Genomic DNA, 13,627 nt, shown 5'->3' with positions numbered 1-13,627 from the left:
TTGTTTTCACAATTATTGATTGTAAATGAAATACTTTAATTTTTAATTGATATTATCAGAAAATCATCTTGACCATTTCAATCTGGTTGATTGTGTTGACCAAGCCTTGTCTTTGTAGAAATAGTTGCAAGTTTTTGGCTTTTTCATCAACGTTAGTAATTTGTACCTTTGCGCTGGACACAAACACTTTCAGCTCGGATAAAAGCTGTGTTGCAATACCTTTCCGCCTATACTGCTGTGCTACAGCAATTTGGTAGATCCGCCTATTGGACGAATTGAACAAGATATATCCCACCAAATCGGAGCCAATAAATGCCCCCAACCCTTTAAGCTGAATTAATTCACTACGCTCACTTCTATTTTGCCAGCTGGGTTCAACATCCCAAAAAGACTGTAAAATATCCCAAGAAAAGTCATGGATAGACTGTATACGGATGGGCTGTGTTCTGCCAGATAAAGCATTCATCTTTACATGAAGTTCTCCTCCAAAGCACAGTAATCTACGGCCTTTAACAAAACCATTTTTTTCATATACCCGAATAGCACGTCGATTACTTTCTATCACTTCCAATAGCAATTTTTTCACGCGATACTCTCTGAAGGATGGCTGCATAAATCTGTACATTTCACCGACTAATCCGCTGTTCCGATAGGCGGGCAAAACACCTGTACCAGCATTGTAGATCACTTTACTACCCTCAATTTCTCGCATGCCATGCATGATAAAAGCTACCAGTTGTATTCCGTCAAAAACACCAACTGACAAGTCCATTAAAATATCCTCGCCTCTGATCTTCGACTCCAATTGCAATGCGTCTAACTGAAATGGTACAATATAGTCGGCAAAAGCTCCATTAATTGCATTTAATAAGTCAGCACTATCTCCCGCTTTCAATTTTCGTATCTCCATCCCTTATTTTTTATGGACTATTAAATTTACTGATGCCTGAACAAAGAGCTCTCATGCTATCCTTTCCTAAATTTTTTCATTCGGACAAAATCTGATTTCTGTGATGCTTCAAATGCACCACATAGTCAAGCATTAAAAATTCGAGGCTATGGTCATTACAAGTCCTTTGAATCAATTTGTTCGCAATTACCTGCTTAAACAAAAACAACAATTGTTCGTTTACCGATCGCCATAGATTGCATAATTTCTCGGTCTCAGCATGTTGGTAACCTGCAGATGCACAATAGGCTACCTGATCATAGTATATTTTTGGATTTTCTTCAAATTGAGCTCTTATAAACCGTTGGTAATTAACAAAAGCGCTATCGACTAGATGACCCAGAATCTCTTTTTTGCTCCATTTATCTGGTTCTAATTTGCGATTAAAATCGTCATCATTTATTTCCAAAATTTGCGAAGAAAACTTCTGAATAATATGCTCAAATTCTTCCAATAATGTATTCATACCTAAATCTAGCTAGTATAACCTTAATTTCTTACCAATTTAATCCGATGCATCCACGCTGCTTGTCCAAGGTTCTCATTGTAATACGATTCTATTGTTCCGCAACCTTTATTGTACCATTCCACTATTGTACCATTCCACTATTGTACCATTCCACAGCTTTTGCTTCATGCTCTTTCAAAAATTCATCTTTCGCATCATTATAATCGTTACCATCTTTCCATTGCTGCAGTACCAACTTTTCTTTGAGTGCCTGATAGCGATCTCTTACATTGTCGTGCGCACGCAGGTAATCGCGAAAGGCTATATGGCGCAACCAATGTTTTGATTGCAAGGGTATGCTATGGATATGTGCTACTCGTAACGAATGGTCATGCAATCGTGCTGGAATTTCATCGCCAGGTGCGATTTGCTCTGGTAATCCTAATACTTCAGGACGATCAATCAGGGCGATAAAAAAACGTCTGTAAGGCATATCCTCATTGTATTTTTCATAATATACATAGCACTTGTCCCGCAACAGGAGCGGAATGCGATCAAGATCGTTTTCTTCCTCTAAACCGATCAATATATCAATGATTGGTTTGGCAGACAATCCCTCAACGGCCGTACTGCCTATGTGATCAACCCTCGACCTTATTGGTTTCAACAACGTAAAAAGTTCATGTTGAATACTGTCAAAATTCGCTTTCCATATCGGATTATAAGGTTCAAACGGTAAAATCATACGCTGTTTCTTTGCCAATACAAGATAAATACACATCATTCGATCAAATACGCCTCGAATGATACCCTAAAAGTTAAAGTTAATAAATTTATCGCTTTCCGAGAGAGCCTATAATCCAGTGCTCTTTTTTCTAATGCATTTATCGGGCAAATTTCTTCGTTCCCACGACACAAAGAATAACAGCAACTGTTACGGCCAGCATGCCAACACCGACTTGTTCATGAAGAAGCCCGGCGGCTAAAGCCAGACCGAAAAAAGGCTGTAGTAACTGTAACTGCCCAATGGTCGCCGTGCCACCTTGGGCGAGTCCTTTATACCAAAAAACAAAGCCAATAAACATACTGAACATGGACACATAGGCTAAACTGGCCCAGGCGCCGATAGGCACAGTGTCAAAAGACGATGGAAGATAGATAAAGGTAAGTGGCAACATCAACGGCAGCGACAAAACCAAGGCCCAGGAAATGACCTGCCAGCCCCCTAGCGTCTTGGTCAATTTTGCACCTTCAGCATAGCCCAAACCACAGAGAATGACCGATAAAATCATTAAAACATCGCCTAAAGGTGAGGCTGTTAGTCCTTGTGCCAGCGCATAGCCGATCACCAGCAGACTCCCTAAAGCAGAGAACAGCCAAAAGATTGGCTTCGGACGCTCGCCACCGCGTATAATACCAAATACGGCTGTCAATACGGGCAAAATACCGATAAAAACGATGGAATGCGCGGACGTGATGTGCTGCAGAGCCAAAGCGCTTAGTAAGGGAAATCCAACGACACATCCTATTGCCACGATGCATAGCGACCCCAATTGCTTTTTTTCTGGACGTTTTTCCTTAAAAACCATCAATGTTATCAGTGCCAATATGCCTGCAATGGAAGCCCTTGCTAGTGTAACAAATACAGGGTCAAACGCTAAAACGGCCATGCGTGTTGCCGGCAACGAACCACTAAATAATACCACACCAATAAAACCATTTAACCAACCGCTTGTTGTATTTTCCTGTAATTTACTTATACTTAATTGCGCCATGTATCAATCTTTTACACAAAGTTCGTCCATTACAAGAATTAAGCACAGTCACAGTTTTTGATAATTCAATGGACACAGTTACCTTTGAAGACGAACACTAATCCTTATTTGATGAAAAAAGACTATTTGTATCATGAAATAGCAGACAATATTGCCAATAAGATTAAATCAGGCGTCTTAAAAGCTGGCGAAAAACTACCTTCGGTGAGGAACCTAAGCGCTGAACACGGTATCAGTATAAATACCGCAAAAAGGGCATTTCTAGCATTGGAAGAACGTTCTCTTATACAGTCCAAGCCCCAATCCGGCTACTTCGTTAGTCCTCCAAACTATTTGCAGCTTCCGTTGACGGCAGCCAGTCAACCTATTCCAATCGCCAACAACCGAGAACCGGATCAATTGATGAATAAGGTGTATTCAACCATGGGTCGTCGTGATTTAACCTTATTTTCAATCGGTGTTCCTTCCGGAAGTCTCCTACCTACCGCAAAATTAAAAAAAGAAATCGTCCTCGCTACACGGGAGCTCAGCGATGGTGGCACAGCATATGAACCCTTGCAAGGCAATATAAAATTACGTCGTATGGTGGCCGTACGTTCATTGGCCTGGGGTGGAAATCTAAATGAAGATGATGTCGTTACCACCAACGGCTGTATGAATGCTTTAGTTTTGTGTCTGATGGCCTTAACCAAACCTGGAGATACACTGGCTCTGGAAAGCCCCTGCTATCCGGGTATCCTTCAACTTGCCGTCAGTCTAGGGCTTAAAGTGCTGGAAATAGCTACGGACCCCATCATAGGAATAGACATTGAAGCCCTCAAAAATCTGTTGCCCCAAATTAAAGTCTGTTTACTGGTACCCAATTTTAACACCCCTTTGGGTTATTGCATGCCGGATGAGCACAAGCGGGAAATTGTGGCATTGCTGTCAAAACACCAAATTCCGCTAATCGAAGATGACACCTACAGCGACCTCCATTTTGGCACCCAACGCCCCAAATGTTGCAAATCTTTTGACCGGGATGGCAATGTCCTCTGGTGTGGATCCGTTTCAAAGACGTTGGCTCCAGGCTTCCGTGTCGGATGGGTTGCTCCTGGAAAATACAAAGAACAGATTATCAAACTAAAACTGATCCATTCCCTGTCATCTACGGCGATCATCAATGAGGCGGTTGGAAATTTTCTATTAACTGGAAAGTATGAAAACCACCTGCGTAAACTTCGTAGATCATTAACGGAAAACTACCAGCGCTACGCTGCTATCATTTCGGACCATTTTCCGGAAGGCACTAAAATTAGCCGTCCACAGGGTGGACTTGCCCTATGGGTCGAGTTTCCAAAACACATCGATACAGGCAAGCTATATAACTATGCGCTTAAACTACAGATTAGCATTTCACCGGGGCGGATTTTCACCTTACAGGATCAATTTCACCATTGCATGCGTCTCTGTATTGGTTTGCCCTGGAGCAATGAACTCGCTTTAAAATTAAAACAGCTGGGCAAACTCGCGACAGCACTCTAATACATAACATGATAAGAGCATAATACCAACGGTCGGGGCAATGAAACAACAGATCGGAGCCTATGATTACTTGAGTTCCAGCTCCAGCCTATGTTTACCAGCGTCCAATTGGACGACATCCCTACTGCTAATGCTAACATTATCCGGCGGATAAAATGTCGCCGTGGCATTTGCGGGTATTTGGATATCATAAACAATCTTTTTATCCTTTAACTTCCATTCGGAAACAATTTTACCGTAGGGTGAATCATAAGAAATAGAAGATTCTTTCAGTTCTTGGGGGAAGATGGGTTTTAAGAGCACATGTTTAAATCCAGGTTGTTTAGGATCCGGCAGAATCCCACCGATAGATTTAAAAAACCAACCACCGATTTCGCCAAACATCATGTGGTTGTCTGAAATATCACGGATTGCTTTTAAATCCCAATTCTCCAACAATGTTGTCGCGCCATTTACAATCCACCATCCCCAAGACGGGTAGGTATCTTGTACCGCAACCTTATAGGCTGTCGTTGCATAACCGTTATCTTTTAACGCATTCAATAATGCTTTTGCACCCAATACTCCGACATCCAAGTGAAAGTTGGTCTCTTCCACTTTCTTATTCAGGTTGGCTGCAACCCGGGCTTTCATTTCGTCAGGTACCACACCCCAATAGAGTGGAGCACTCAGTTCAGTCTGTGTTCCATTGCTATAAATACCCTTGGAAGCATCTAAAAATTTAGCGTTGATGGCCGTCTTAATTTTTCTGCTCAGCAGTTCATATTTTTGTTGATCTGCTGTGTGACCAAACAATTTAGCCGTAGCAGCCAAGATGGTCGCATCCACATAAAAATAAATCGAGGAGGTCAACTCCAGATTGGACTGTGACTTCACTGGCACCCAGTCTCCACGCCCAAACGTTGTCAACCCAGATGGGCTAATTCCGTCGACATAATCGACATAGCGTTTGATATTAAGATAGCATTCTTCTAATGCACGTGGGTCTCCATAAAACTGATAGATCTGCCAAGGAATGATGGCAATGGTACTTGTCCAATCCAAACCATTCGCTGTACCATAACCCCATCCCCCAGTTGGAATAATATCGGGTAAGACACCGTTCTCCTGTTGCTCATCACGATGATCCGCCATCCATTTTTCATAAACTGTTATCCCGTCAAAATTGTACAAAGCTGTTTCAATCGCAAGGTGGCCATCCCCTGTCCAACCGTTCTTTTCGCGCTGCGGACAGTCTGTCGGATAGCCCATCAAATTGGACAAGTAGGCATTGTTGGTCGCTTCCCATAGTTTGTTGACCAACGCTGATGACGTCTTGAGCTGTCCAATGGAGGGCACATCACTATGCATAAAATAAGCGGTCACAGCCGAACTATCCAATGCAATTGCCGCACTACTGCTAATTTCGACGTAACGAAACCCTTTGTAACCGAACTTTGCCATAAACTCATCATTACGACCGCTTAAGGTCAGAATGTCCGTTTGAAAGGGTTCCTTTTCCTTATCGCCCCGATAATAAACATCGATATTGGACAGGTCAAGACGCCCATCTGCCGACAATCGTTCACCATGCTTGATACGTAGCATAGTCCCTGCAGCTCCTTTGACTTTAACTTTTGTAATCCCAGCCATATTTTGGCCCATATCGAAAACATAAGTACGTTGGTCTATCTTTGTCACTGATTTGGGCTTATAGGACTTCACGAGCCGAATCGGTACCATCTGTTGGGAAACGATATGTGCAGATGGCGCATTTCTATACTGAACAGCCTGCCAAGTTGAATCATCATATTTAGGTTTGTCCCAGTTGGGTATTTCCAGTCTTGCATCATAATGCTCACCAGTGTAAATATTATTATAATTAATTGGTCCCGAAGCTGTTTTCCACTGCTTATCTGAAACAATAGTTTCTACTGTACCATCTGTATAAACGATTTTCAGCTCTAAACAGAATGTTGGTCGGGCCCGCCACGGTGCTTTATCAAAGTTCCAAACCGCTAGTGGTTGGTGATTATACCAGCCATTCCCCAAAACAACGCCAATAGCGTTCTCTCCTTGTTGGAGCTGCCGGGTTACGTCCGTCACGACATATAATGTACGCCGGTCGAATCGAGTATACATTGGATCCAGGCGATGGTCTCCTACGCGTTGACCATTCATGGAAAGCTCATATAGCCCTGCAGTGGCAATATACGCGCGCGCAGACTTTATCGGCTTATTTATCTTAAATTCTGTTCTAAAATAAGGCGCTTCTCGCGCATGAATATCCTTATTGTCGCTAATCCATTTTCCTTTCCAAAGGTCCATTCCCATCATTCCAGTTTCGAACGATGCTATTTTAGAACTTGTTGATATACCATCCTTATCCCAGACCTTAACCTTCCAGAAATACGTGGTCTGTGGCTTTAACTGTACGCCGTTATAGGGCACTAACATGGACGAGCTGAGCTGTTTGCCACTATCCCAGCTATTTTTCGTCTCCTTCAGTAGTGCCAGCGAATCTTGCCCTAAAAGGATCTGATAAGCCTGTTGTACCGCACCTTTACGTTGGTCCTCAAGGCGCCAGCTAAGTCTCGGCTGGGTTGCGTCGATACCCAATGGATTGACCAGATGTTCGCACGTCAACTGTACGGCGATGCAGTTGCTTCTAGGTTGGGCATAAGTGTTGTTCGCTATACACAACAGTATTGTTAATAAAATCCTACGCATGAAAAGGTACTATTCTTGGTGGTTGTTAAATTGTTTTAGCTGATTTAAAAATCTAATATATCAAATATTTTCCACATAGTGACCTGTCCTTTCCTGCACGATATACCTCAGACAGCAAAATAAATTTCTTGCAACTTTCATAAAAATAACCTTATATTAGTCGCAACTTTAGGGGTGTCTGCTCATGCAGGCTGAGATTTTACCCTTAGAACCTGATCCGGATCATACTGGCGTAGGGAAAAGTGAGCTGTCTACAAGGTGCATTGCTGCGCCTTTGTGCAGCCATTCCTAAAGTTTTACCAAAAAAATTAAGGAATGGAACTTACAATAAACCATCAAATTCGATTTTTCGATCCCGCACTTACTTCACTTGAAGGCTTGTTACTTTTGGAATTATCTGGCAAAACCCAGGGTGTGGCTGTAGCCATCAACAACCAAGTCATCCCCAAAAAGGACTGGGCTACGACGACAGTTAAGCCTTATGATCAGATTATCTTAATCACCGCATCTCAGGGCGGATAGCCTTTCAAAAAAATCAACCGAGTAATTCACCACAATACAGAAAAAATGACAGCTGAAACAATTACGCAATCCCCCTTTCCAAATGCAAAGAAAATTTTTGTAGCCGGAAAACTATTTCCTATTCAAGTCGCTATGCGTCAAATCTCCTTGAGCCCAACCAAATTAACGAATGGACAGATCGAAATTAATCCGCCGGTAACAATCTATGATACTTCTGGCCCCTACACGGATGACACCGTCCAGATCGATATCCGAAAGGGGCTCCCACGCCTTCGCGAACAGTGGATTTTGGATCGTCAGGACGTCATACAATTGACTGGCATCAGCTCTGAATATGGACAGAAACGACTTTCTGATCCAACGTTGGACGAACTCCGATTTGCCTATAGCCACAAACCGAAAGTAGCCTCTGCCGGCAAGAATGTCACCCAATTACATTATGCAAAGCAAGGCATCATTACCCCGGAAATGGAGTATGTTGCTATCCGGGAAAACCAACGTATTGAGCAGTTGGAAGCTAGTACCCCTGGAATGGATCATCAGCATCGGGGGCAAAATTTTGGAGCCCGAACTCCCAACAAGGCTATTACGCCCGAATTTGTCCGTGAAGAAATCGCCGCTGGAAGAGCAATCATACCCAATAATATTAATCACCCTGAAAGTGAACCTATGATTATCGGACGCAACTTTCTTGTTAAAATCAATGCCAATATTGGCAACAGCGCCGTAAGTTCAAGCATAGAGGAAGAAGTTGAGAAAGCGGTATGGGCCTGTCGTTGGGGGGCTGATACCATCATGGATCTATCCACTGGCAAAAATATTCACGAAACCCGCGAATGGATTATCCGTAACTCGCCAGTCCCAATCGGTACAGTACCGATCTATCAGGCGCTCGAAAAAGTAAAGGGGGTGGCCGAGGATTTAACCTGGGAAATATTCAAAGATACCTTGATTGAACAGGCCGAACAGGGTGTTTCGTACTTTACCATACACGCCGGCGTATTGCTTCGTTATATCCATCTCACGGCATCCCGAGTTACTGGAATTGTCTCCAGAGGCGGCTCTATCATGGCCAAATGGTGTCTTTTTCATCACAAAGAAAATTTTCTCTATACCCATTTTGAGGAAATATGCGAAATTATGAAACAATATGATGTGGCTTTTTCACTTGGCGACGGTCTTCGCCCCGGAGCTATTGCAGATGCAAACGATGCAGCTCAATTTGCGGAGCTCGAAACCTTGGGCGAACTCACCAAAATCGCCTGGAAACATGATGTTCAGGTGATGATCGAAGGGCCGGGCCATGTCCCTATGCAATTGATCAAAGAGAATATGGATAAGCAATTGGCCTGTTGCGACGAAGCGCCGTTTTATACCTTAGGTCCCTTAACAACAGATATTGCTCCAGGCTATGACCATATCACATCCGCCATCGGAGCGGCTATGATCGGTTGGTATGGCTGTGCAATGCTTTGCTATGTGACCCCCAAAGAACACCTGGGCCTACCAAATAAAAAGGACGTTAAAGACGGTGTAATTACTTACAAACTAGCTGCCCATGCGGCCGATTTGGCCAAAGGACACCCTGGTGCACAATATCGTGATAATGCCTTGAGTAAAGCGAGATTCGAATTCAGATGGGAAGATCAATTTAACCTTTCCCTTGATCCAGATACCGCACGAGAATATCATGACGAAACATTGCCGGCAGACGCGGCTAAAGTGGCGCACTTCTGCTCCATGTGCGGTCCCAAATTTTGCTCAATGAAAATAACGCAGGAAATCAGGGATAGTGCCGCCCAGGGAATGCTGGAAAAATCGCAGGAATTCATCGCACAAGGAAAAGAGATCTATTCATGATTATTGCATTGACAGCAGCAGAAACAATTCGTTCTGAACAGGCGATTATAGCAGCGTTGTTTAAGGAAGGGCTTGATATTCTGCATTTGCGTAAGTATCATTTTACAGACTTACAAATGTCGCGATATATAGAAACTATAGCTCCTATATACCGCGACAGATTGGTTTTACACTCACATCCGCATCTATCGGCTGAGCTTGGGTTTGCACGCATCCACTTGAACGATAAAAGTAGACTGCATGGACCTGCAAATCAACTATTGCCTACAACAATCTGTTCAACATCTGTGCATGATATTGATCAATTCAATAGCCTTGATGAACGTTGGGCCTATGCTTTTCTCAGTCCATTATTTCCGAGCATCTCAAAAGTGGGGTATGGAACGCATAATGCAAGACTCGGTCAAATCCCGTCACGTACCAACTTTGCTGTTCGTCTCATCGGTCTTGGAGGGATAAACCAAGACAACTGTCTTATTCCGATGCAGCAAGGTGCAGATGGAATTGCCTTATATGGCACTTTATGGAAACATCGGGATCCTATTCAAAATTTTATTGCATGCAAACAAAAACTATGGAAAGACTCCAATATATCTCACAAGGCAAAACTTTAAGGGAACAAAAAAATAACATGCTGAAAGCGCTGGATGCTGGGGCCAAATGGATACAGATCCGATGGAAGGAAGCCGAGGAAAAAGATCTTTATGCGCTCGCCCAAGAGATCAGGCAGGTTTGTACCGAATTTGGTGCCAGCTGTATCATCAATGACCATCCTTCGCTTGCAGCGGCCGTAGACGCTGATGGGGTGCACTTGGGACTGGACGACTGCAGTGTAACAGCTGCCCGGCACCTATTGGGTGCAGGAAAAATAATCGGCGGTACAGCCAATAGCTTTGCGGATGTAAAACAAAGAATAAGTGAACGTTGTGACTATATCGGGCTCGGGCCATTCACCTATACCACGACAAAGCAAAAACTAAGTCCCCTACTGGGGATTGCAGGATATGAAAACATCATCCAACAAGTCCGCCGAGAAGGCCTAACCCCTATTCCAATATTCGCAATTGGCGGTATAAGCCAACTTGAAGATATCCAACATCTATTAGAAATTGGCGTCTACGGTGTAGCACTCTCGGGAATCGTAACCAAGACTCCAAACATTGTTTCATCCATCAATAAAATTTTACTATGAGCAACCTACATATAGCCGATCGCGTATTTGAATCCAGATTATTTCTCGGTACGGGCAAATTCGGTAATCTCACGGAAATGAGCGCTGCCATTGTGGCTTCGGCCTCCCAATTGGTCACCGTCGCCCTCAAAAGAATCGACCAGACCGACTCAGACGACAGTCTCATCAGTGCGCTCGATCTCGCGGCAATCCATTTGCTTCCCAATACTTCGGGAGCACGAACGGCTGAAGAAGCAGTACTCGCGGCTCAACTTGCTCGCGAAGCACTGGAAACAAACTGGGTTAAATTGGAAATTCATCCCGACCCGCGTTATCTGCTGCCCGATCCTATTGAAACCTTACGCGCCACCGAATCACTTGCTAAATTGGGTTTCGTCGTCATGCCCTATATTCACGCAGACCCGGTACTTTGCAAACGTTTAGAAAATGCAGGTACAGCTGTCGTTATGCCTTTAGGGGCCCCTATTGGTAGCAATAAAGGGCTGCGTACCTTGGACTTTCTCGAGATTATTATTGAGGAAAGTAATGTCCCAGTGGTCGTAGACGCTGGAATCGGAGCGCCTTCCGATGCCGCTAAAGCCATGGAAATCGGAGCTGATGCGGTGCTTGTCAATACGGCAATTGCAGTCTCTAATAATCCGATACGTATGGCCGAAGCTTTCAAAGAGGCCGTTATCGCTGGACGGAAAGCTTATGAGGCCGGATTGGGAAAGATAGGCTCCCAAGCAATCGCTTCGAGCCCCCTAACTTCATTTTTATTTGATTGATGATTCACTATGACAGATTTCAAAATGATACGCGATGAATACTCCTGGGATGAGGTCCATGCACAGATTTATGACGCTACGGATCAGGATGTACAACATGCGTTAGAAAAAGACCATTTAACGCTCTCTGACTTTAGAGCGCTCATCTCACCGGCTGCAGCACCATATCTGGAGCAAATGGCACAAAAAACCCAACAAATCACGCAACGTCGCTTCGGTAAAACCATACAGCTCTATGCCCCGCTTTACCTGAGCAATGAGTGCCAAAACATCTGTACATATTGCGGTTTTAGCATGGACAATAAAATCAAACGCAAAACCCTGAGCAACTCCGAACTATTACTAGAGGCAATGGCACTCAAAGCCATGGGAATCAACCATGTTTTACTGGTCAGCGGAGAAGCCAACAAAACTGTCGAGATCACTTATTTCCTAAATGCTATTCGGCTTTTAAAACCTCATTTTTCACAGATATCCATTGAAGTACAGCCACTGGAAGAATCCGAGTACCGATTACTGCAGGCGGCCGGAGTCTATGCAATATTGGTCTATCAGGAAACCTACCATCGCGAAGTTTACAAACAATATCACCCGAAAGGAAAAAAGTCCAATTTTGACTATCGTTTGGATACGCCTGACCGTATAGGCCGGGCGGGAATCCATAAAATCGGACTGGGCGTATTACTTGGGCTGGAGGACTGGCGGGTGGACAGCTTTTTCACCGCGGCACACATCGCCTATTTACAAAAACAATATTGGCAAACACGCTATTCGATTTCCTTTCCACGCCTGCGACCAGCCGCAGGGTCTGTTGAGCCAAATTTTCATTTGGCAGACCGCGATCTACTGCAGTTGATCTGTGCATACCGCCTGTGGAATGAAAATTTAGAAATCTCCATTTCCACCCGAGAGAACGAAACCTTCAGGGATCATATCATACCTATTGGCGTAACGACCATGAGTGCCGCTTCAAAGACCAATCCGGGAGGCTATGTTGTTGATCCGCAAGCTTTGGAACAATTTGAAGTAAGTGATGAAAGAGATATGGAAACAATAAAAAATCAAATCAGAAAGATGGGCTATTCTCCAGTGATGAAAGACTGGGAGAGCAATTATGCCGGTATAGTACGTTAAATACATGAAAAATAACATTTTTGATCGCTATAGCAGACAGATTTTTATTGAAGAGATCGGCGTTGCCGGACAACGGAAGATTATGGATGCCAAGGTATTGGTCGTCGGTGCAGGGGGACTCGGGAGCCCTGTCGTTCAATATTTAGCCGCGGCTGGTATAGGCAAACTTGGCCTGGTTGATTTTGACAGGGTTGAAATCCACAATCTAAATAGACAGATCATTCATTCCGAAGATAATATACACCAGGCAAAAACAGAAAGTGCCACAGCCTATATACGGCAACACAATAGTACAATTGATTTTGAGCCCTTTCAGGTAAAAATAGATGCAGACAACGCGCTAGCATTGCTCGCTCCCTATCATATCATTGTCGATTGCTGTGATAACTTTACAACACGCTACCTGCTTAATCATACGTGCCTACAACTCGATAAACCTTTGGTGTACGGTAGCATCTATGGTTTTGAAGGACAGCTGGCTGTCTTTAACTATCAGGGTAGTAAAAACCTATTGGATATCTTTCCAACGCCCCCCGATCCGGAACAGGTTCCAAATTGCGATAAAAATGGGGTGCTGGGTCCTTTACCCGGTATTATCGGCAGTATGATGGCCATGCAGGTGCTTAAAATAATAACCGGATTACCCGTAGACAGCAACCAGTTAACGGTTGTTGACACATTCCATTGGCGTTTTTCGAAACTCTCCTTCTAAGGATTATTTCGGAAGGCGTTCCGCAAAAAGAGATA

General features: G+C 43.8%; 13 protein-coding genes and 1 riboswitch. Of the genes, 8 read left to right on the top strand and 5 right to left on the bottom strand.

Going from position 1 to position 13,627, the window contains the following annotated elements; genetic code table 11:
- Positions 1-55: 55 nt before the first annotated feature.
- The 4 genes from AAW12_RS07370 to AAW12_RS07355 form a co-directional block, all read right to left on the bottom strand.
- On the bottom strand, positions 56-910 hold the full coding sequence (locus AAW12_RS07370) for a GNAT family N-acetyltransferase (protein WP_046672966.1): 855 nt from the start codon (positions 908-910) through the stop codon (positions 56-58).
- Between the two features lie 76 nt (positions 911-986).
- Positions 987-1,415, bottom strand: a complete 429-nt coding sequence (locus tag AAW12_RS07365; protein ID WP_046672965.1) for a DinB family protein — start codon at positions 1,413-1,415, stop codon at positions 987-989.
- Between the two features lie 124 nt (positions 1,416-1,539).
- Positions 1,540-2,142: a GrpB family protein gene (locus AAW12_RS07360; protein WP_046673031.1), complete on the bottom strand. Its 603-nt coding sequence runs from the start codon at positions 2,140-2,142 to the stop codon at positions 1,540-1,542.
- Positions 2,143-2,281: 139 nt separating this feature from the next.
- The gene (locus AAW12_RS07355) at positions 2,282-3,172 is read right to left on the bottom strand and encodes a DMT family transporter (protein WP_046672964.1); all 891 of its coding nucleotides are present in this window, start codon (positions 3,170-3,172) and stop codon (positions 2,282-2,284) included.
- A 111-nt stretch (positions 3,173-3,283) separates the two neighbouring features.
- On the opposite strand from AAW12_RS07355, the gene AAW12_RS07350 reads away from it, so the two are divergent.
- The gene (locus AAW12_RS07350; protein WP_046672963.1) at positions 3,284-4,696 is read left to right on the top strand and encodes a PLP-dependent aminotransferase family protein; all 1,413 of its coding nucleotides are present in this window, start codon (positions 3,284-3,286) and stop codon (positions 4,694-4,696) included.
- A gap of 66 nt (positions 4,697-4,762) precedes the next feature.
- On the opposite strand, the gene AAW12_RS07345 is transcribed toward AAW12_RS07350, so the two are convergent.
- Complete coding sequence (locus tag AAW12_RS07345) at positions 4,763-7,405, bottom strand: alpha-L-rhamnosidase (RefSeq protein ID WP_046672962.1); 2,643 nt, start codon at positions 7,403-7,405, stop codon at positions 4,763-4,765.
- 160 nt (positions 7,406-7,565) lie between these two features.
- Positions 7,566-7,661: riboswitch (TPP riboswitch) on the top strand.
- A 59-nt stretch (positions 7,662-7,720) separates the two neighbouring features.
- Here AAW12_RS07345 and thiS point away from each other — a divergent pair.
- The 7 genes from thiS to AAW12_RS07310 are packed head-to-tail and all read left to right on the top strand — an operon-like array spanning position 7,721 to position 13,592.
- Positions 7,721-7,927, top strand: coding sequence for a sulfur carrier protein ThiS (gene thiS, locus AAW12_RS07340; protein ID WP_046672961.1), 207 nt, complete (start codon positions 7,721-7,723; stop codon positions 7,925-7,927).
- A gap of 45 nt (positions 7,928-7,972) precedes the next feature.
- Entirely contained in the window at positions 7,973-9,787 is a 1,815-nt protein-coding gene (thiC, locus tag AAW12_RS07335) for a phosphomethylpyrimidine synthase ThiC (RefSeq protein ID WP_046672960.1), read from the top strand.
- Positions 9,784-10,401, top strand: a complete 618-nt coding sequence (locus AAW12_RS07330) for a thiamine phosphate synthase (protein ID WP_046672959.1) — start codon at positions 9,784-9,786, stop codon at positions 10,399-10,401. Before thiC ends, AAW12_RS07330 begins: the two co-directional genes overlap by 4 nt.
- The gene (gene thiE / locus AAW12_RS07325; RefSeq protein ID WP_046672958.1) at positions 10,362-10,979 is read left to right on the top strand and encodes a thiamine phosphate synthase; all 618 of its coding nucleotides are present in this window, start codon (positions 10,362-10,364) and stop codon (positions 10,977-10,979) included. The genes AAW12_RS07330 and thiE overlap by 40 nt, the downstream gene beginning before the upstream one ends.
- Positions 10,976-11,746, top strand: a complete 771-nt coding sequence (locus tag AAW12_RS07320) for a thiazole synthase (protein WP_046672957.1) — start codon at positions 10,976-10,978, stop codon at positions 11,744-11,746. The genes thiE and AAW12_RS07320 overlap by 4 nt, the downstream gene beginning before the upstream one ends.
- A gap of 9 nt (positions 11,747-11,755) precedes the next feature.
- Positions 11,756-12,880 (top strand): 2-iminoacetate synthase ThiH, encoded by a 1,125-nt coding sequence (thiH, locus tag AAW12_RS07315; RefSeq protein ID WP_046672956.1) that lies wholly within the window; start codon positions 11,756-11,758, stop codon positions 12,878-12,880.
- Between the two features lie 4 nt (positions 12,881-12,884).
- Positions 12,885-13,592, top strand: a complete 708-nt coding sequence (locus AAW12_RS07310; protein WP_046672955.1) for a HesA/MoeB/ThiF family protein — start codon at positions 12,885-12,887, stop codon at positions 13,590-13,592.
- The last annotated feature ends 35 nt before the right edge of the window (positions 13,593-13,627 follow it).

The sequence above is a fragment of the Sphingobacterium sp. Ag1 genome (assembly GCF_000988325.1).
Classification (GTDB): Bacteria; Bacteroidota; Bacteroidia; order Sphingobacteriales; family Sphingobacteriaceae; genus Sphingobacterium.
Note: the sequence above shows the minus strand (reverse complement) of the source record. Positions and strands in the feature narration are given on the sequence as shown.